At 46.8% G+C, this 20,996-nt stretch carries 17 protein-coding genes and 1 riboswitch; of the genes, 3 read left to right on the top strand and 14 right to left on the bottom strand.

Features of this window, described 5'->3' with window-relative positions; translation table 11 throughout:
• Window positions 1-15: 15 nt before the first annotated feature.
• The 4 genes from MKY98_RS20910 to MKY98_RS20925 form a co-directional block, all read right to left on the bottom strand.
• Window positions 16-825 carry an aminoglycoside N(3)-acetyltransferase gene (locus MKY98_RS20910; protein WP_069012665.1) on the bottom strand — a complete coding sequence of 270 codons (810 nt, stop codon included), beginning with the start codon at window positions 823-825 and terminating at the stop codon, window positions 16-18.
• A gap of 171 nt (window positions 826-996) precedes the next feature.
• Window positions 997-1,764 carry a succinate dehydrogenase iron-sulfur subunit gene (gene sdhB, locus MKY98_RS20915; protein ID WP_039272681.1) on the bottom strand — a complete coding sequence of 256 codons (768 nt, stop codon included), beginning with the start codon at window positions 1,762-1,764 and terminating at the stop codon, window positions 997-999.
• Window positions 1,765-1,782: 18 nt separating this feature from the next.
• On the bottom strand, window positions 1,783-3,528 hold the full coding sequence (gene sdhA, locus MKY98_RS20920; protein WP_039272682.1) for a succinate dehydrogenase flavoprotein subunit: 1,746 nt from the start codon (window positions 3,526-3,528) through the stop codon (window positions 1,783-1,785).
• A gap of 94 nt (window positions 3,529-3,622) precedes the next feature.
• Window positions 3,623-4,297: a succinate dehydrogenase cytochrome b558 subunit gene (locus tag MKY98_RS20925; RefSeq protein ID WP_069012627.1), complete on the bottom strand. Its 675-nt coding sequence runs from the start codon at window positions 4,295-4,297 to the stop codon at window positions 3,623-3,625.
• 226 nt (window positions 4,298-4,523) lie between these two features.
• Here MKY98_RS20925 and MKY98_RS20930 point away from each other — a divergent pair, with 226 nt between their 5' ends.
• A complete protein-coding gene (locus MKY98_RS20930; protein ID WP_069012626.1) occupies window positions 4,524-5,429 on the top strand; it encodes a LysR family transcriptional regulator in 906 nt (301 codons plus the stop codon).
• A 5-nt stretch (window positions 5,430-5,434) separates the two neighbouring features.
• On the opposite strand, the gene MKY98_RS20935 is transcribed toward MKY98_RS20930, so the two are convergent.
• Window positions 5,435-6,112, bottom strand: a complete 678-nt coding sequence (locus tag MKY98_RS20935) for a potassium channel family protein (protein WP_023990146.1) — start codon at window positions 6,110-6,112, stop codon at window positions 5,435-5,437.
• An 18-nt stretch (window positions 6,113-6,130) separates the two neighbouring features.
• Window positions 6,131-7,471, bottom strand: coding sequence for a TrkH family potassium uptake protein (locus tag MKY98_RS20940; protein WP_029518249.1), 1,341 nt, complete (start codon window positions 7,469-7,471; stop codon window positions 6,131-6,133).
• 413 nt (window positions 7,472-7,884) lie between these two features.
• Window positions 7,885-8,038, bottom strand: a riboswitch (cyclic di-AMP (ydaO/yuaA leader).
• Between the two features lie 261 nt (window positions 8,039-8,299).
• On the opposite strand from MKY98_RS20940, the gene MKY98_RS20945 reads away from it, so the two are divergent.
• The gene (locus tag MKY98_RS20945; protein WP_069012625.1) at window positions 8,300-10,030 is read left to right on the top strand and encodes a CPBP family intramembrane glutamic endopeptidase; all 1,731 of its coding nucleotides are present in this window, start codon (window positions 8,300-8,302) and stop codon (window positions 10,028-10,030) included.
• On the opposite strand, the gene uvrC is transcribed toward MKY98_RS20945, so the two are convergent.
• From uvrC to MKY98_RS20965, 4 genes are all read right to left on the bottom strand, one after another.
• Window positions 9,999-12,083 (bottom strand): excinuclease ABC subunit UvrC, encoded by a 2,085-nt coding sequence (uvrC, locus tag MKY98_RS20950; RefSeq protein ID WP_069012624.1) that lies wholly within the window; start codon window positions 12,081-12,083, stop codon window positions 9,999-10,001. The two genes, MKY98_RS20945 and uvrC, sit on opposite strands and share 32 nt — an antisense overlap.
• A 160-nt stretch (window positions 12,084-12,243) precedes the next feature.
• A complete protein-coding gene (gene trxA / locus MKY98_RS20955) occupies window positions 12,244-12,561 on the bottom strand; it encodes a thioredoxin (protein ID WP_010347861.1) in 318 nt (105 codons plus the stop codon).
• A gap of 125 nt (window positions 12,562-12,686) precedes the next feature.
• Window positions 12,687-13,634 (bottom strand): primosomal protein DnaI, encoded by a 948-nt coding sequence (gene dnaI / locus MKY98_RS20960; protein ID WP_029518246.1) that lies wholly within the window; start codon window positions 13,632-13,634, stop codon window positions 12,687-12,689.
• A 53-nt stretch (window positions 13,635-13,687) separates the two neighbouring features.
• A complete protein-coding gene (locus tag MKY98_RS20965; RefSeq protein WP_069012623.1) occupies window positions 13,688-15,205 on the bottom strand; it encodes a DnaD domain protein in 1,518 nt (505 codons plus the stop codon).
• A 345-nt stretch (window positions 15,206-15,550) separates the two neighbouring features.
• Between MKY98_RS20965 and hemQ the strand changes: the two genes are divergently transcribed.
• Window positions 15,551-16,330: a hydrogen peroxide-dependent heme synthase gene (gene hemQ / locus MKY98_RS20970; RefSeq protein WP_023990152.1), complete on the top strand. Its 780-nt coding sequence runs from the start codon at window positions 15,551-15,553 to the stop codon at window positions 16,328-16,330.
• A gap of 89 nt (window positions 16,331-16,419) precedes the next feature.
• On the opposite strand, the gene MKY98_RS20975 is transcribed toward hemQ, so the two are convergent.
• From MKY98_RS20975 to MKY98_RS20990, 4 genes are all read right to left on the bottom strand, one after another.
• The gene (locus tag MKY98_RS20975) at window positions 16,420-17,577 is read right to left on the bottom strand and encodes an ABC transporter permease (protein ID WP_341011220.1); all 1,158 of its coding nucleotides are present in this window, start codon (window positions 17,575-17,577) and stop codon (window positions 16,420-16,422) included.
• Window positions 17,574-18,911 (bottom strand): HlyD family secretion protein, encoded by a 1,338-nt coding sequence (locus MKY98_RS20980; protein ID WP_039272689.1) that lies wholly within the window; start codon window positions 18,909-18,911, stop codon window positions 17,574-17,576. Before MKY98_RS20980 ends, MKY98_RS20975 begins: the two co-directional genes overlap by 4 nt.
• 114 nt (window positions 18,912-19,025) lie before the next feature.
• Window positions 19,026-19,532 carry a MarR family winged helix-turn-helix transcriptional regulator gene (locus MKY98_RS20985; protein WP_013372886.1) on the bottom strand — a complete coding sequence of 169 codons (507 nt, stop codon included), beginning with the start codon at window positions 19,530-19,532 and terminating at the stop codon, window positions 19,026-19,028.
• Between the two features lie 134 nt (window positions 19,533-19,666).
• Window positions 19,667-20,857, bottom strand: coding sequence for an NAD(P)/FAD-dependent oxidoreductase (locus tag MKY98_RS20990; protein ID WP_025724040.1), 1,191 nt, complete (start codon window positions 20,855-20,857; stop codon window positions 19,667-19,669).
• Window positions 20,858-20,996: the final 139 nt, after the last annotated feature.

A 20,996-nucleotide genomic window follows, 5' to 3' on the forward strand; every position in this document is an offset into this window, starting at 1 on the left:
TACCGTCCAGAAGCTTTAGCGATGGGTGGACAACCACTGCTCCGCATAGTCTACCAAATCACGTTGCCTCGCGAAAAAACATGAAGCCTCCCCAATGTTCACCCGCGTAAAAGCTGAGGGACAGTCCCGTTCAAAATCAAGTCCCAGCTTCTCAAAGTCATCTGAGGTAATATTAAAATCCTGAAAAGATACCCACGCTTTTGCTCCATCCACCATCATAGGAGCTTGATGGGTGATCACTTCACGTCCATTGTAGGCTGTTCGATATTCCGCCAAATGCAGGGACGTGTTGCTGTCATGTCCGCAGCCCAACAGCACTACATAAGCATCTGCCTCGTACAGCTTCGCCAAGGGCGAATGCTCACCCAGTCCAAAGTCGAGCTCATGAGCTGCCAGTAATTCCGAAGCTGTGGGTCCACGTGCCGCCAGAGAAACATGCGGATGCCCGCTGCGCTTGGTTCCCGGCAGGCCACGGAACGTTTCTACAATGACGCCCATCCCTCCGGTCAGCGTCCAGGCCGGATCATAAGCGGGCATTTCCTCGCGTACCAGTTCCCACCATGACTCATCCAGAGGCGGGTTCATCCAAGTCGAGGGATCAGTCAAGTCATGTGACTGTGTCGGCATCACCAGCGTCCCTTCCGGGCCAACTGCTTCGGTTAGTGCGGCAAGAATGACCGAGGCCCCGCCTGGAACAAAGCGTCCAAAGCTGCGCATCGACGAGTGAGCAAGCAATGTCATGCCGCTCCGAACCCCCAGATCCTCTAATCCCTTCAATACATCCGACCTAGTGACAGGTCGATTCGTTATCGGTTGCACAGTCACCTGTCCAGCCTCCTTTTCTCCAAAAACGATACACAATACCATAATTATACCATAACTGCTATCCCGCGCTCCTTCCTCCATGTTACCCTCCATCATTCCTGAGCGCAAAAAACAGGCTTTCTCCAGTTTGAGAAAAAGCCTGTTTGGGCATAACCTATTCGCTGTCTAGTGCTATACAGTCAGCCAGCGCTTGAACATATGCTTGGTCGTTTCCTTGTTCATTTCGGCAATAGAAGTGGTCAACGGAATACCTTTCGGACAAGAGCGTACGCAGTTTTGCGAGTTCCCGCACCCTTCCAGCCCGTCGTCTGTCATCAACGCCTCTAGCCGCTCTTCCTGATTCATTTCCCCTGTCGGATGGCTGTTAAACAGGCGAACCTGAGATATCGCCGCAGGTCCGATGAACGTCGTCTTCTCGTTGACGTTCGGACAAGCTTCCAGACAGACACCACAGGTCATGCACTTGGACAGCTCATACGCCCACTGACGCTTTTTCTCAGCCATTCTAGGACCAGGGCCCAGATCGTAGGTACCGTCAATCGGAATCCACGCTTTGACCTTCTTGAGCGCATTAAACATCCGGCTGCGGTCGATGACCAAATCCCGAACTACCGGGAATGTGTTCATCGGCGCGATCGTAATCGGCTGCTCCAGCTTATCGACGAGCGCTGCACAGGCCTGACGCGGCTTGCCGTTAATCACCATGGAGCATGCTCCGCATACTTCCTCCAGGCAATTCGACTCCCAGCACACCGGAGCCGTCTCTTTACCGTGGCTGTCCACCGGATTACGCTGAATTTCCATCAGCGCGCTAATCACATTCATTCCCGGACGATAAGCCAATTCGAATTCTTCCGTATAGGGACTGGCTTTAGGATCAGCTTGACGGGTCACAACGAACTTCACCGTTTTATTCGACTTCACTGCTTGCTCCGACATCTAATACACTCCCTTCCGTTATTTGTTCTTGGAATAATCCCGAATACGCGGCTTGATCAGCGAAACATCCACCGCTTCATACGAGATTTGTGGTCCTTCCGGTGTCCAGTCCGCAATCGTCGTTTTCAGGAAATCCTCATCGTTGCGATCCGGGAAATCTGGTTTGTAATGAGCCCCACGGCTTTCGTTGCGCAGCAGCGCACCTTTGGTCATCGCTTCAGCCAGCTCCATCATATTCCACAGTTGCCGTGTAAACGCCGCACCCGCATTGTTCCAGCGCGAAGCGTCATTGATGTTAATGTTAGAATAACGCTCCTTCAGCTCCTTGATCTTGTGGATCGTAGCTTCCAGCTTGTCATTATAACGAACCACAGTCATGTTGTTCGTCATCCACTCGCCCAGCTCTTTATGAAGAACATAGGCATTTTCTTTTCCGTCCATATGCAAAATACGCTCATACTTCTCCGTCTGCTGATTGACTGCGGCATCAAATACGGAGGACGCTGTATCCTGTGCAGATTTTTTCAAGCCTTTGATATATTCCACAGCCTTAGGTCCAGCCACCATCCCGCCGTAAATGGCTGACAGCAACGAGTTCGCACCCAAACGGTTCGCTCCGTGGTATTGGAATTCACACTCACCAGCCGCGAACAGGCCTGGTATATTGGTCATCTGATTGTAATCGACCCACATGCCGCCCATTGAATAATGAACAGCCGGGAATATTTTCATCGGAATTTTGCGCGGATCATCACCGACGAATTTTTCATAAATTTCAATAATGCCGCCCAGTTTTACATCCAGCTCTTTCGGGTCCTTGTGGGACAGATCGAGGTAGACCATGTTCTCGCCATTAATACCCAGTCCATCATCAACGCATACACTGAATATTTCACGTGTCGCAATATCGCGAGGGACCAAATTTCCGTAAGCTGGATACTTTTCTTCGAGAAAATACCATGGCTTACCATCCTTATACGTCCAAATACGACCGCCCTCTCCCCGTGCCGACTCGGACATGAGACGCAGCTTGTCATCACCTGGTATAGCCGTCGGATGAATCTGGATAAACTCACCGTTCGCATAGCGTACGCCTTGCTGATACACCGCACCGGCAGCTGTGCCCGTATTAATGACGGAATTCGTGGTTTTACCGAAAATAATCCCGGGCCCACCAGATGCCAAAATAACTGCATCCGCCGCAAAAGTCTTCACTTCCATCGTACGCAAATCCTGCCCGCAAATCCCTCGACAGATGCCTTCATCATCCAGTACAGCCTGTAAAAACTCCCAGTTTTCATACTTGGTCACCAAACCCGCAGATTCCCAGCGCCGTACCTGCTCATCGAGAGCGTACAGAAGCTGCTGTCCTGTCGTCGCACCAGCAAAGGCGGTCCGATGATGCTGGGTACCGCCGAAGCGGCGGAAGTCCAGCAGTCCTTCCGGTGTCCGGTTAAACATGACGCCCATGCGGTCCATGAGATGAATGATCCCCGGAGCCGCTTCGCACATCGCTTTTACCGGAGGCTGGTTGGCCAGAAAATCCCCGCCATAGACCGAATCATCAAAGTGAATCCAGGGGGAGTCTCCCTCACCCTTGGTATTTACCGCACCATTGATGCCACCTTGAGCACAAACGGAGTGGGACCTTTTGACCGGAACCAAAGAAAATAAATGAACGTGAACTCCCGCCTCTGCCGCCTTGATCGTAGCCATTAGACCTGCCAGACCGCCGCCCACGACAATAATGTTGGATGCTGCCATTTCTGCTCACTCCTTTTTTTCAGGATTTTTAACCAAATCCCCTTTTACGTTTGAAAATAGAATTTCAACACAATGTATAATGGATATGACTCATTTACAGTAGTTGTTTAAAAGTACTGCATTGCACCAAGGCAGTTGCTGTTTCCTGAAATTCCGCGCTGCGGAATGCAAGCAGGGAAGCGATGAAGCCGATAGACACCACCACGAATAGGGTCATACAGATATAAGAAGATACTTTTTGCGCACGTGGTCCCACAGTAATCCCCCAACTGACCATAAATGCCCACAGTCCGTTAGCAAAGTGAAAGGATGCCGAAACGACACTGATTAAATACAAAATAAAATAAACCGGGTTTGTCACGATGCCATGCATGACGCCGCCTAGCTCCTCATGGGTTACATTACCCAGAGCGACCTGAAAGCGTGTGTCGTATACGTGCCAGATAATAAATACAAACGTAATGACGCCGGAAATACGCTGGAACAGAAAGCGCCAGTTACGTGAATAGCCGAACCTTTTTACATTCGGGTCAGCCTGATAAGCGATATACAAGCCATAAATTCCGTGGAACAGTAATGGCAAGTAGATGAATAAAGTTTCTAGCACAATAACCAGCGGCAAACCATTCAGGAAGGCCACGCTGCGATTAAATCCTTCCTTGCCGCCCTCCACCGCTGTGAAGTTCGTCACCAAATGCTCAACAAAAAATAGAGCCAACGGAATGACGCCAAGAAGCGAATGCAGCTTTCTGGAATAAAATCCTCTCATCTAGGTCATGCTCCCTTCTCCCAATAATAGCGTTTTCAATAGTAATATAACATATAAAATGACAGTTCCCGACAGGAAATGTCCAACAAGGTGTCCCTTATTAGGAAAAACAAAAGTGTGAACATCTTGTGTCGCTTTCATGTTACTCCTTTTCGGCTTATAATGGAATTGCAATATACGTATTAATTATTATGTCTTTTTTGCATATAGAGAGGAAGTGGATGATTTGTTTGAGGATTTGAACGCTTTTGCCGTCATTGTCGAGCAGTCCAGCCTGAATAAAGCCTCCAAACTGCTGAATCTGTCCCAACCCGCCCTGTCCCGCAAAATTGCCAAGCTGGAGGACGAGCTGGGTGTGAATCTCTTTGATCGTCGGGGCAAACGGCTCGAAATTACGTCCACTGGCCGATTTGTTTATACATTCGCACTAGAGCAACGGCAACGACAGCTTCGCTTCTTACAAAAGCTCTCCCAGCACAAAAATGAAGCCCAGAGTATGCTTACACTCGGCGCAAGTCTCACGACACTCCAGACAACGCTGCCTACCCTTGTCGAAGCTTTTATGAGCAAGCATCCTCAAACCGAGCTGAAGCTGCTCACCGGTAAAACCCATGAAATCGTCGCCTTTGTACGTGACAAAAAAGCAGACGCCGGTATTGTCGGATCTGCCATTCATGAAGTCGGACTGCGTTGCATTCCGCTATTTGATGATCATTTGGAGCTCGTTGTTTCCATTGGACATGAATTAACCGTCAAGACAGGAACGGCCTCGATGAAAGATCTGCAAGGACTGCCGATGATTATTTTCTCCAAAGGAACCTGGTATCGCAGTCTGACGGATGACTTGTTCCAGCGCAGCGGCATCATGCCGGATATCCGCATGGAAATCGACTCCTTCGAGGCAATTGTACGCCTGCTTCCAACCTGTAAGGCTTCTGCCTTGCTACCCAAATCCTATTTGCGCAGCGAACTATTACGGGATAATGGACTCACTGCACTGTACTTGCCCGATTTGAAGGAGACACGCCGAACGACCTCCCTCATTTACTCGGAGACGACCGATCTCGGTCCGACAGCACGACGCTGGATTAGCGAGACACGTGCGTCGTTTGCAGGCTACCGTATGGTGTAAAGGGTTTAGCCCTCTTCATTAACATTAACAACCTCATCCTCAAAGCGGCCGATATTATCATTCGAGCCGATGATGACCATAATATCGTCGGCTTTTAATCGATCCATAGCCGTCGGTGCGATCAGGATACCATTCGCCGTATGAAGCGCCACGACGCTACAACCAAAGCGGGTACGGGCATTTAGCTCTGCTAGCGTTTTGCCATTCAGACATGCAGGTACATTGAGTTCCACAATACTATATTCCTTAGACAACTCCAAATAATCGAGCAAATTAGGCGTGACTAGCTGGTGAGCCACCCGGATACCCATATCCCGTTCTGGATAAATAATCCGGTCCACACCGAGCTTTTCTAACGCACGCCCGTGCAGCACAGATATGGCTTTGGCTACGACTTTTTTCACACCCAGCTCCTTCAGCAAAATGGCGGTGAGGATGCTTACCTGAATGTCATCACCAATAGCAACAATGCCACAATCGAAATTACGGATGCCCAGTGATCGCAACGAGTCTTCATCGGTAGCGTCCGCCACGACAGTATGTGTCAACATCTCACTCATACTGTCCACAACATCCTCATTCCGGTCAATGCCTAGCACCTCGCACCCCATATCCACCAATTGCAAAGCCAGGCTTGAGCCAAACCGCCCCAAGCCAATAACTACAAACTGCTGCGTCTTCATATCTACTCGAAAACTCCCTTATCCTATAATCATTTTACCTTCCGGATGACGATATAATTCTTTACCCTTTTTCGGCCCCAGTGCATAAGCTAGCGTGAGTGGCCCCAGTCTACCTGCAAACATCGTCAGGGTAATCACCAGCTTGCCTATGACTGTCAAATCAGGTGTAAGCCCCATCGACAGCCCCACCGTACCAAACGCAGATACCGTCTCGAACAAGATCATCAGAAAATGATGATCTTCGGTTGCCGACAAAATCATCGTCACCCCGATCACGAACAGCAACCCCAGCAGTGTAATGGTCAAAGCCTTGTAAATTCGTCCCTGCGCAAGTCGGTACTTGAACAGTACAATATCTTCCCGCCCCCGCAGCATCGAAATCACCGCTCCAATGAGCAGGGCGAATGTTGTGGTCTTAATCCCGCCTCCAGTAGAGCCAGGAGAAGCCCCGATAAACATGAGTATGATGATAAAAAACTGCGTAGCCTGCCGCAAGCCTGCAATGTCCAAGGTATTGGCACCTGCGGTACGGGGAGTAACGGACTGGAATAAAGATCCCAATAGCTTACCACCCCAATCAAGCGAGCCGAGAGTCTTCGGATTCGTAAACTCAAATACAAAAATCACGAGCGTGCCGACTACAATCATAGCGCCCGTCATGCTGAGTACCACCTTGGTATGCAAGGACAGTCTCTTGCGCTTGCGATATTCTGCCAGGTCTGACATCACTACAAAACCAATGCCGCCTGAAATAATCAAAAACATGGCTGTAAAATTAACAATCGGATCATATACATAACCTGTCAAGCTGCGAAATTCACCGAATAAATCAAAACCAGCATTGTTAAACATGGAGATGGCATGCCAGATTCCAAAATAAATCGCCCTGCCTACGGGCATATCAAAGGACCAGCGAACCGAGAATATCGTAGCGCATACGCCTTCAATAACCAGTGAGTACAGTAATACCTTACGGATTAACCCGACAATTCCCTCTACAGAAGTCTGATTCATCGCTTCCTGCAAAATGAGACGCTCCCGCAGGGAAATCCGACGCTTGAACACCAGTGCAATCAAGGTAGCCATGGTCATAAAGCCTAGGCCGCCGATCTGAATGAGCGCCACGATAACAACTTGACCAAAGGTTGTAAAAAAGGTCCCCGTATCCTTTACGACAAGCCCTGTAACACAGGTCGCGGAAGCGGCAGTAAACAAAGCGTCTATAAACGCAAGTGGCTTTCCTGTTGTATTGGAGATCGGCAGCATTAACAATAAACTACCTATTAGAATGATAATGGCAAAGCCCGCAACGAATATCTGCGGTGGAGAAAGCCGGAGCCAGCTTGCATTGGGATTCATCTATTCATCACTTCTCTCCTAATCCTTAAAACTATAAAAACAGTGATTTAATACGGTGTAAGCTCGCTACGCGTTCCATTTGATCTTCCGATCGTCGTTGCCCCTGAATTTTTTGATTTTTCCAAACCTTAGTTAACTATAATTAGCATTCCCTGAATACAGGAAGAATGCATGTCAAGCACTACTCGGCCCCCTGTGCTATTGGCGGGCAGTAGCGAAGGGGGCAGAATTGTTCTGAAGAAGCGAAGCGTTTGCCTTTATCTCCGGATTTTAACCATTAAAGGGGGTATACAATCAAAAAATCCGGGGATAACAGCAATCGGAAGAATAATCTGCACCCGCAGCGGTCTATCTAACCAATCCAAACACTTTTATACGCACAAAAAAAGACACCGGAAAACCGAGTGCCTGACTTGGTTCCTGCTCATAGCCTACGAGGTTAGCTGATGGATTCGGGCAGCACAGTATGCCCTATTTACACTTCCGATCCACCAGTGATCGGCTGTAAAATTCACCCCAGTAACATGGTTCCCCCGTTTTCCCATAGAAATTCGGCTCAACTGTATATCATTACCTATGTATTTTATAGGCATTGCCTCAAGATTATAATCCTTCTATATCCAGATCACAAAACCGATTTCGTCGAAAAAACGTGAAATTGGCTTTATTTTGCGAATGGGCATCGTTTAATCGCAGCTTATCTTATTTTATTGGAACTTTAAAGTGCTTTCACTCTATTTTCATGAATATCGCTGGTCTGTTGGCGGGAACCTGTGCAGTATGATATCTTTAATGGATGTTCTTATTTACAGATTAAGGAGGAAACTCATGAATCCTATCGGGAAACCGGTCGTGCTCACGGCCAACTTCAAAAAATTAGGCTTGCTGGGCGGGATTGGCCTGATTTGCTTTTTTATCTTTCAATTGCTTATTCCCTCGCTTAGCAATCCGAGTCCAGAATCAGTAATGAATGCAAAGGTCATCAGCAAACAAGAAGCGGTCATACACGCATTGGACTTCGCCCGCTCCGAGCTGGGATATACTGAATCACAGCCAGAGGAGCCTCTGGTGACCTATCAGGCCGAAACAGATTTGTACGGTTATTTATCTAGAGAAAAACTGCTTCAACAGTACGACCGTACATGGAAGAAAAATTACCCTTACGAAACCTTTCGGGTCGATCTGCCTGAATCCTCAGCGAAGAGCAAGCTGCAAATTCATGTAGATTTATCCACTGGGAAGGTCGTTAGTTTTAAACGGATCACCTCCAGCACCAATTACACGCAGGCTGATATTTCTACGGATGAACAAGCACGTAACAGGCTTGTACGTGTGGCTGAGGACGGCATGACGCTTGAAGCCAAGGAGCAGGCGGCCGCTGTATGGGTGAAGCGCTTTGGCTTTAAGCCGTCGGACTTGAAGCTCGCGACCACTGAACAAGAAGGCGGATTAAAGTATACCGTAGACGATAAAAAAATTGGCGCCTCGGTACTTACACTGGCTTTTACTTTTGAAGACGGTGATGTTCGCTCCTTCACTCAAAGCTTTTCGGCCCCGTCATCCTATACCGATTATATCGAAAAGCAAACATTTTGGGCGAATTGGATGACCTATGCGGGTTATGCCCTATTTAGCTTTGTGCTGGGTGTACTTGCCATTGTGTATGCGTCACTCACCCGACGACATACTTCATTTGTACGCGGCATTGTTCTATCCGTTATATACTTTATTGCTAGTATAGCTGGGACCATGAACATGCTGCCTTTATTGCAAGCAGAAGCAGGCGGTAAGGGCATGCTTCTATTTCTTATGGTTTTCCAGATTGGTGTTACCTTCGTCATGGCTGTAGCGCTCTACTTCTCCTTGGTCGGCGGTGACGGACTTATGCGTCAGGTTGGACTGAATGCATGGCCACGTGCGAAAGAGCCGGGCTACGGGCTGTATGTGCTTCGCAGTATGTATGTTGGCTACTTGTGGGCCTTTATTTTGCTCGGGGTACAATCCATTTTATTCTTTATACTGGAGCGCACATTTAATACATTCTCCACCACAGATGCCACGCAATCCCCTTACAATATGGCTTATCCATGGCTACTGCCGATTATGGCCTGGATGGCAGGTATTGGTGAAGAGACTGTCTACCGTCTGTTTGGTATTCCGATGGTCAAAAAAATAGTGAAAAATACTTTTGTTGCTTGTCTGATCACCACGCTGATTTGGGCACTGGGACATACACTTTATCCGATCTATCCAGTGATTTCCAGACCTATTGAGCTGACTTTTCTTGGTTTGCTGTTCAGTTTTGTGTTCCTGCGTTACGGCTTTATTGCCGCCATGTTCAGCCACGTTATTTTTGACAGCATTCTAATGGGACTTAGTGTGATGAGTCTGGGAGATACTGTGAACGTGAGCGCGGGCCTATTCTGGATCTTACTTCCAGCCATTGTGGGTTACATCATTTATTGGTTTAGTCCTAAAAAGCCAAATCGAATGATGTTTGAACCTATACAAAAAGAGGAGTCGCATTCTACGACTCCTCCTCCCGAAGGGCAGCTATAATCTGACGCGCAAGCTTATCCCCAATAGAGAGAGGCCGGAAGTCTTCGACACTGGCCTCTCTTATTTTTTTGAGCGATCCAAAATGCTTAAGCAGTAACTTACGCCGTTTCTCGCCAATGCCTGGAATAGAGTCCAGCCGGGAAGTTACCATAGATTTGCCGCGTTGCTCGCGGTGGAACGTGATGGCGAAACGGTGAACCTCGTCCTGAATCCGTTGCAGCAGGTAAAATTCTTCGCTATTACGTGCAAGTGTCACGGCCTCAGAGGATTCTCCCACCAATAGTTGGGATGTTCTATGTTTGGCATCCTTCACCAAACCACATACAGGAATGAACAAACCCAGCTCATTTTGCAATACATCGGTCGCCGCCTTAATTTGTCCACGTCCACCATCGACAACGATCAAGTCGGGACGTTCCAAATTTTCCTTAAGCACACGTTCATATCGACGCCGGATAACCTCACGCATTGTTTCATAATCATCGGGTCCCTGCACAGAACGGATTTTATATTTTCGATACTCCTTCTTGGCAGGCTTGCCATCAATAAACACGATCATGGCTGAGACTGGATCGGAACCCTGGATGTTGGAGTTATCAAATGCCTCCACCCGGTGCAAGCTATCCAGCCCAATGGCACGTCCGAGATTGCTTGCAGCTTTGGATGTTCGTTCCTCATCCCGCTCGATCAGCTTAAACTTCTCATCCAAAGCTACACGTGCATTTTCCGTCGCCATGCCTGTCATTTGCTTTTTCAGTCCACGCTGCGGTACAAGTACCTTTACATCCAACCATTCAGCCAGAGCGAGAGCCGCCGTACTCGGGTCCTCCAGTCCACCGGATAGTTGAGTTTCTATTTCCTTTATCTCGGCATCTTGGTCACCAGCTTGATCTTGATTCGTTGCCGCTGCATAAGTTGCCCGTTCTTCAGCCACCAGCAGTGAGTCAGCAGAATGCTCTGTCTCCGTTTGTATCGCATTCTCATCTGTCTGTCCGGTAACATCGGCTGTAGGTGCACTGTAGAGTGCAGTTTCTGCCGCAACCGGTTGATCGACATTGACCTGTTTCGCCTGCATCAGCTTAGGAGAATCCGGCAGCAATATTTCCTGCGGCACTGCTGGGTTGTCACTATAATATTGCGTCACATAGGACATAAAATCACTGTAAGCCTCACCGTAGAAAGGAAAAGTCGACATATGGCGCTCGATCATTTTACCTTTGCGGACATATAGGATCTGTACACACATCCAGCCCTTATCTACTGAAAAACCGAATACATCTCGATCTTTCGCATCCGATGTGGTGATTTTCTGCTTTTCCATCATCGCGTCGATGCTGATAATCTGATCTCGCAACTCCTTGGCCCGCTCAAAGTACAATTCCTCTGCGGCCTCCTGCATTTTACGCTGAAGATCCTTTTTAATTTCCTCATGTCCCCCGCTCAAAAAGGAACCAATTTCCTGACCAATCTGGTCATACGTTTCCTTTTCGACCTCTTTCACACAAGGCCCCAAACATTGATGCATGTGATAATACAGACACACTTCCTTGGGCATCACACCACACTTGCGTAACGGATACATACGGTCCAGCAACTTCTTCGTCTGATGTGCCGCGTAGGAATTGGGGTACGGTCCAAAATATTTTGCTTTATCTTTCAGAACGCGACGGGTCACCTCCAGCTTGGGGTGTGCCTCGTTCGTAATTTTCAAATACGGAAAGGTTTTATCATCCTTCAATAGCACGTTATAGCGTGGCTGGTACTTTTTAATGAGGTTGCACTCCAAAATGAGTGCCTCCATATTACTGCCTGTAACGATATATTCAAAATCACGAATATCGGAAACCAGTCGCTGCGTCTTGCCGTTATGGCTACCTGTAAAATAGGAACGGACCCGGTTTTTCAACACTTTTGCCTTGCCGACATAAATAATGGTGCCTTCGCTATTCTTCATCAGATAACAGCCTGATGCATCCGGCAGTAACGCTAATTTGTGCCGTATGTTCTCCAGCGCCTTTTCCTGATTCTGCAAGTCCTCCGCATAAGGTTTCATTTGCCCGGTTCCTCCTTCCATTCTTAATGACTACTCAACTAACTACTTATAATATATAGGAATAATACACAAAAACGCCCCCGGTATTTACAACCGGAGGCATTGACCTTTCATGGCCGCTCCACCAAGCCCCCGCGGGAGCATGGGTCACATGCGATGATTATTGGTGCTTAGTAAGCATGCTTTTCAGCGCTTCTTTGGAGTTCAGACCTACCACTTTATCAACAGGCTGTCCGTCTTTGAAAACGATCAGGGTCGGAATACTCATCACGCCGAAACGGGAAGCAGACTCTGGATTTTCATCCACGTTCACCTTCGCGATTTTGACGCTGTCGCCAACTTCTGTGGACAGATCCTCCAGAATAGGAGCGATCATTTTGCAAGGACCGCACCATGGCGCCCAAAAATCAACCAAAACGGTTCCTGTGCCTTCGACTTCTGCGTTGAAGGATTGATCGGACACGTTAACAATTGCCATTGTATGTTCCTCCTTTATAGAAAAGTCAAGATTATTATAACCTGTAATGTCTATTTCGACACCTTTTAATTATATCACAATAGTCTTTTAATTGTAAGATATCGAAATAGCAGACGGATAAACGCTTACCCCCGCTGATTTTTTCCCTTTACGGTAATGACATCTACAAAAGGACGAATCCGGTCCATCAAGCGTTGTCCTTTATACATTTCCTCTCCATCCTTGCTCGTAAAGCTGAGATGCTTCTCCAGTCCCTGCAAAGAATAATTGGAAGTATAAAAAGTAGGTTTGCGGTTCATTCGGTAATTCAAAATAGAGCCCATCACGTGGTCCCGTACCCACGGGCTTAAATTTTCGGCACCAATATCGTCAAATACAAGCAGATCACAATTTTTGAGCATTTCGGTCGTTTCCTTAAGCTTCTGCCCATCCTGGATCATGGACTTTAAGTCCTCCACAAAATCAGGCATATACACGATCACACCGTTCAGACCCGACAGGGCCAACTCGTGCAATAAATAGCCCATCAAAAAAGTTTTACCCGTACCAAACGTACCTTCCAGATACAGTCCTTTTTTGGATAGACCCTGACTTTTCGTTTCTTCAATGTAACGGAATAGCTGTGTGACGGCAGGCATGCGTTGTGAATCTTTACGCGCAATTTCAAGGGCGTTATATCCCTCCAGAAGTGCGCGTTCATCCACATAGAAGCTTTTAATTCGCTCACGCACCCGTTGCTCATGTTGGGAAGCAATCTGCTTCGCACATGGGGTCCGAATGTCTACAATTTCAGCAGTTCCATTCGGATATTCCACGCCCAGCTTGCAAAAGTGGCCCTGAAAATCGTTAGGACACCGTTCCAGTCCCGGACAATTGTCGCAATTTCGACGATCTCGGGCATACTGAAAGAGCATGCTCATGTTGAGTCGCAATTGTGTTTCGTCCACATCAGGATGCGCAGCACAAAACTCCTGCACGAGCGGATCATTTAGAACCTGATCGGCTACATTGCGAGTGCGCTGGCGAAACGAAGGGTTCTGCATCTGCTGCAGCAAATCGCCCAGTGATTCCAAGAACGCTCCTCCTTTCTTAAAAAGTGCAGAGTTATGGATACCTTAAAATCTACCTACACCTTTTTCTGTTTACCGGATTGCATTCGTTCGGCCAGACGCAGCAGTTCATCCAATTCTTCCTCAGATACAGACTCCTCGGAAGGTTGATCTTGAACGATTGGAATGGATGGCTTGGCTGGCCCGTTATTTTTGGCATACGCGCGGGATCGACCGCCGGAAGGAGAAGCAGAGGACTGTTTTCCTTTTACCTTAGCTTGATCCCTTATATATTGAACGGCTTTCTCGTAAGTGTTTACCTGCTTAAGCAGCATATTGGAAGCAACGGCCTCGACAAAGTTGCGGTTAATCCGCTGATCGCTCCCGGATACGAGCAGTGACATCAAATAATGGATCAGCACGTTGATGACTTCGCCTGGCAGCTTATAGCTGATATCAATTTTCTCGAATATATCCAGCAGGTTACCGGGAACCGTGCCGGGGAAAAAGGTTTGCAGCAAACGGCGATAAGGCTCGTTGCGCAACATCATATTATATTGGTGAATGTCACACTTGGCTGTGAATTGTGGGGGAACCTCCACATAAAATTCCATTTCCACAGCTTGCTCTGCAGGCGGCTCTTCAGATGTGGAAGCTTCCCTTTGGCGCAAAGCAACTACCTTGGCGGCTTGAACCTGCTGCTCCTCCTGACGCTTGCGATCCTGTCTGGAGTGCTGGCTAGCCCGAAGCTGAAGCTCGTCGAGCAACAAGTCGCCTGCTTCGGTAAAAATACCGTCCTCATCCAGCAAGCGGCTAATATCCTGTACAGAAAGATCAAATTTGCGAACAACGTAATTGACCATGCCTAACTGCTCGTGCTCAAACCGAAGACGCTCCACGTGCTTACGATTGGCAGATTCACGCGGAAAACGGAGAATAATATCTGCATAATTCAATGCTTCCTCCGATTCTGACGCAAGTGGTCCAGTCTGACGGCTAGTAGACACCTCGGACAACGCCTGCTCCAATTCATAATCTATAACATGGGTATTCAGTTCAAATAACTCATAAAATGGAATCGAAATATTCTCTTTATTATAGGAAGATTGCGACCATTCGCTAGATTCTCTGCTCCACAATGATTCTCTCAGAGAAAGCACTGCAAACTTACCGATTTTGTCTCTCAACAAAAGGGTGAGATGCTGTGTTCTGAAAAATTCAGCAGGTGCGAGCGGCGGCTGCATCTCATATTCATACATATAGTCGTCCGTTTCGGGTGCATACAGCCTGGACGTCTGTAACAGACCGACGGCCTCCAGTTTGGAGGTCTGTTCAATCAAATACTTGCGTCCCTTCTCACTCGGCTCCAGTCCCAGTGTCAGAAAAAGGCGACGCTGCTGTTCCAACGGCGAATAACCGATTTGTCCGACTGGCACATGCTGGAACAACAGTCGATACAGACTGACCGCAAATGCGCCTACCATCGGCTGATAGACGCTTCCCAGCATCAATTCATCCAGTGCGCTCAAGCCAAATTCCCGATAAACGCAGTAGCGGTGGTTCTCAGTATAGTGCAGCAGGTTTTTCATCCGCATTCCAACATTCTTCCTTTCCTGACATAACGGTCTCCAAGATGTTTTTCTATTCTATCATACTTGCCTTCTGGTGGGACCAACAAAATAAGGGCAATTGTTCTCCTTTTTGGCAGCCGTATTCGTCTGAGTTCTACTTTTTTCGAGAATACTAACTATTTTATGACTTTGTGACCTGCATCATGGTAAAAATAAAATTCTTCACACTTCTTTCATTGGTGAAAAGCTTTACTTTGAGCTACAATGTAATGGTTAAGTATCACGTATTGGATACAGGAATGATATTAGGAAGTACACATATTTCGGCTAAGCCGATTACCATTTACAGATCGTAAAGGAGTGTAGATCGTGAGTCAACATCAACCTCAACAAACCCCAGCAACACCTAACGAAGTAGCCTCCACACTGGAAGGCTGGTATGCGCTTCACGATTTTCGGTCCATCAACTGGACAGCATGGAAGACAGCAGACGATGAAGAGCGCGCCGGAGCACTGGACGAGCTTCAAGAGTTTATGAAGGAATGGAACGTTACCGAGGAAGCGGGTCTGGGCAGCTCAGCTGTCTATACTGTAGTCGGACAAAAGGCTGATTTTGTCATGATGCACCTGCGCGAAACGCTGGAAGACCTCAATAAACTGGAAAATGATTTTAACAAAACAACCTTCGCCAAATATACAACTAAAACCTACTCTTATGTGAGTGTAGTGGAACTGAGCAATTATTTGAGCAAAGATGAAGATCCTATGCAAAATCCACAAATTGTCGCACGCTTGAAGCCTGTATTAAACAAGGCCCGTTATATTTGTTTCTATCCAATGAACAAAAAACGTGATCTAGATGACAACTGGTACATGCTTTCAATGGACGAGCGTCGCACCTTGATGCGCAGCCACGGTTTAATTGGACGCAGCTATGCTGGCAAAGTAAAGCAAATCATTTCCGGTTCTGTCGGCTTTGACGATTGGGAATGGGGCGTAACACTGTTCTCCGATGACGCACTTCAGTTCAAGAAGCTAATCTACGAAATGCGTTTTGATGAAGTCAGTGCCCGTTACGGTGAATTCGGCTCCTTCTATGTCGGCAGCGTGTTGAATGAAGAGACATTTGAAGACATGTTGAAGCTGTAAAGCACAACCGTTAGTACCATATCGCAGCATACAATTAAGGATTCCGCGAACTCCCACTTTCGGGACGACGGAATCCTTTTTTTATTGCATCACAGGCTCACCACGACGGACGAATCCTCACTTTTCGCCAGCTTTCTTTTCTCCAAAGCGATCTGAATAAAGACAACAAGCAGCAGACCACTTAATAGGATCAAAAAGCCGCCAAGCTCAGGAATAAAATACTTCAGGCTCCCACCTTTGAAGCCCATCCCTCTCAAAAACTTGAAATGCCAGGTCAATGGAAGAATATTACTAATATATTGCAGCGATGTAGGCAGCATAGCTACTGGCAATTGAGCGCCGCTCAGTAAAAACGAAGGCAGTATAATTAGCATGAGGCGTGGGGAAGCTTTTCCCGGATTCGCCGCATTCCACCCTAAAGCCATCGCAAACAAACTCAACGTAATCGTGTACAGGAGAAATGGGATACTGAGCTGCCATACATTCGCTTCAAAGCGCAGTCCGCCAATTTGCTTAAGTAAACCAATGGACAGGTAAAAGGAAACACATCCTACTAACGCATACGGCAACACCCTAAGAATCAAACCATACGAAAACTGAAGCTCCTCTTTTAATCTTCCTTGCTCCCGCAATCGCGGGACAATTGTCAGTACAGTAGCACCAATCAGTGAAATCACGACCGTATTAATGAACCCCATAACTGAGGTCATCAAAGTAGCATTGGTAGGATTATATAACAGGCGCTGCTGAAGCAGCATATTGGAAGTAAGCCCTGTAACCTGGCTGTCACTCATTCCCATACCCTTTAATCCACCACCAGCCAGCATCGCATTTTCCGTCGCCATGATCTCTGTGACTGCCGAGCGTAGATTTCCAGTAGCCTGACCTACCGTATTATCTACATAGAAACCGATGTTGCTCTGAACTCCTTTGATCCTATTTTCCTCCAACCCAGCTGGAAGGTAAATCACCGCAAAAAACTTTTCATTATATAAAAGTAAATTCGGATCGGCTTCATTCTCTTGCACATGGCGTACATCAATATACTGCGATGCATCCAATTTATTAATAAGCTGTCGGCTATAACTGCTATGATCTAAATCGACTACAGCTACAGAGGCATCGTTAAGCTGATTATTTTTAAAAACAAATCCAAAGGCTACAGCTACTACGATAGGAACGAGCAGCATGATAAAAACCATCTTACCACTGATCATCAGCTTCCATTCTTCTATAAACGCCTTCATTTCGTCACAACCTCTACCGTCATTCCAGGTAATAATTCAGATGTTCGCTGGACATCCACCCGCACTTGGAAGGAGCTTATATCCGACAGACCTTTGTCCCGACTCATTCTCATGTTGGTATACTGAGGGGCAGAAGTAATGTACCTCACCTTGCCTTGGACATCTTTATCTAAAGCTACGACGTGCGTATTCACATTTCCCCCAGCTTTAAACTGTGACATGGAATCCTCGCCCACATAAATATCGTAGTATAGCTGATTGGTTTCAATAACGACGCCCGTTGCCCCCGTAGAAACGATCTCTCCCATTTTAGGTACAATACGCGACACCTTACCATCTGCGGATGCCTTCAGCACCATACGTCCGCGCTGCAATTCCAAAGTTTTGAGTTGAACACTTAATGCCTGCTTTTGTTGAGCCAGAAGATCCACATTGTATTCGCTATTCTTAACATCTTTTCGTGTTTGCGAGGTTTGAGTCAAGGCTTCCTTGGCTTTTTCTGTTTTGATACGAGCCTGCTGGCGTTCCTCAGCAGTTGCGCCTGCCTCCATTTTATCCAAAGCGGTTTGCTGCTGAGCGATCCCATTTTTAGCAATGTCCGATTGTTTGCTAGCCGCTATAATCTGGTTTTTGGCAATTTCAACCTGATCTGTAGCTGTATCTAACGCGATTTGGGCATTATCCAGTTGGTTTTTGGCGTTATCCAGTTCTGCTTTAGTTCCAGCTCCAGCATCATATAACGCTTTGATACGGTTGTAATTCACATTAGCCAAGTCCAGAGCCTGTTGTCTGGATGATACTGTTTTTTGCGCGATTTCCGCATTCCTTTTGGCTGTCTCTACTCCTGTCAGAGCTGCGTCCAACGATTGCTGTGCTGCTTCAATAGCCAGCTTTTGTCTTAGAATATCCTCCGCACGTGTTCCTTGATTTAATAAGGACTCTCCTGCTTGCGCGGCTTGAATGTCCAATTGTCCCTGTTTTTCTGAAGTTGAAATTTTCTCCGACTGATTTTGCAGCCCGTCTTTAGCCTGTTTTATTTTCACATCAGCCTGTGCGATATCCGTTTTTAATTTCTCAATTTGCAAATCAAGGTCTACAGGATCGAGGGTCATGAGCACATCCCCTTTTTTCACCTGTTGTTCTTCCTTCACCTCAATCGTGTTTACTCTTCCCCCTACGCCCTGAAAAGCAACATTTACGGTATCTGCCGTAAGCAGTGTGTTTTTTTGTTGGGCTGCCATACTCACAGCATCCTTGCCGCTCATTGCCATCAGCGTACCTCCGGTACCTAATGCAACAACAAGTAGCACGTACACAATGATCTTTTTATTCATTGCAATAAACTCTCCTTCGTGATGATTTAGCCAATGATAGTTAAAAAATAATAGTCAAAAACAAATAAGGAACCTGATAGTACGACGTCTAACTATTTAAGCCGGGAAATTTGATTATTCCCGTTTTATCCGTTCAAGTCCTGAAGAAAACTTATTTAATAACGTAGCAAATAGAATATGATCTTCCTTAGTAAATTCATTCATTAAATCCGAAAAAAGCTGGATGAACATCGGAATTTTTTCCGTCATTAACTGTTTTCCTTCATCAGTCAAGGAGATCGCGGTCATACGTCGATCCGTCAGTGTACTTCTTCGGATGATGCCGTCCCGTTCCAGCTTATCAATTACGCTGGTTACTGTTGAACGAGTAACCCCTGAATATTCAGCCAGCTCTGATGGAGTCAATGCACGTTCATGTAAAAACAATGGCATTAAAATTTTCAGGTTGCCTACAGATAGCCCATATTCCGAGAGTCTGGAAGACACTCCATTGTACACTTCATGTGCTGCCTGCACGAAAAGTACCCACGTATTCAACGATTGGGAGTCCACATTTGGAAACTTTTCAGTCAATAAATGTATTCTACTGGGATCGGCATTGATTTTAAAATCAGAATTCAATGTGAAGCTCCTCCTCTGTAATTAGTAATCATACTATACGACGTCAAATAGTTATGAGTCAATATCTTTTTTTGTTCATGGAAATAAAAAAGGTCTCCAAGCTCCTTTTTAGGAGTCATGGAAACCTTTTTGCCTTAGAAAAACCGTCCTTTTTTCAGTACCAGTGGAATTCCGCCAATGATGAACAGATAGCGGAGATCCACAATTTTTTTCAATTGTGCGGCCACCCAACCTTTTATTTTGCGCTTGCCCACCACAGCGACGGCTTCGCCTTTTCCAAGAGAAGCAACCGTCCCTTTGTTGGAAAATACGAACTTGTGCAGTTCCTTTTTGCGAAGAGTAGCGGCCAGATTCTTGGCACAAAGGACCCCTTGCTGCATCGCAATTTGGGCCGTCGGTGGATAAGGGCGTCCTTCGGGATTAAACATCAAGGAGCTGTCCCCGATAATAAAAATATCATCGTGGCCCGGTGCACGCAGAAAATCGTCGATTTTCACCCTTCCGCGCATCACTTCGAATCCGGCTTTCTCGATTAATCCGTTCCCACGGATTCCTCCCGTCCAGACCACGGTGCAGGCTTCGATTTTCTCACCCTCACCAACGATTACACCATCCTGTAAGCATTCCTTAATCGGAATTCCAATGCGGAAGGTGACCCCTTTTCGCTTAAGGACATCCATCGCATACTCCACCAGCTCAGGATCGAACCCTGGCAGTGCCGTAGGAGCCGCCTCGACGTTAATGATTTGAATTCGGTTAAAATCGATGTCATACGCTCTAGCCAGCTGTGGCAAACGATCCGCCAACTCCGCTACAAACTCAATACCGCTAAAACCAGCGCCCCCTACGACGAAATTGAGGCGACCTGGTTTACCGTCATTTTTATACAAGGCCAGCTGGTATTCGATATGTTCCCGAATCAGGCGAACGGAGTTAATACTGCGAATCGTCAGCGCGAACTTATCCATTCCCGGAATACCGAATGTTTCTGGCTCCCCGCCTAGTCCGATAACCAAATAATCGTAGGACAGCGAGCCATCCTCCAGCACGATTTTTTTCTCCTTGGGTATGATTTCCTTAACCGTTCCTTTGACTAAATCCACCTTGAACTCATCGATCAGTTGGGCAATCGGAATCCTTGAATGCTCAATCGTATCCGTACCTGCCGCAGGCATATGAAGATGTGTCGTAATATAGTGGTAATCATGACGGTTGATTAGCGTGACATCCGCCTCATTGTGCTTGAGCTCCTTTTGCAATTGCTGAGCCGTCAATATACCACCATATCCGGCGCCCACAATGACAATTTTGGGAATACTGCTCATGCTTCTACCCCTTCCGATATACATAATTATTCAAAGCTGTTCTCTCAAAACGGTTAATTTACACTCATAAAAAAGTCTTCATTAAATTTAAATAGCTTTAACTTTGCAAGCGGAACCTGGCAGTTTATAATGATAAACA

The organism is Paenibacillus sp. FSL M8-0228, assembly GCF_038007385.1.
Classification (GTDB): Bacteria; Bacillota; Bacilli; order Paenibacillales; family Paenibacillaceae; genus Paenibacillus; species Paenibacillus polymyxa_D.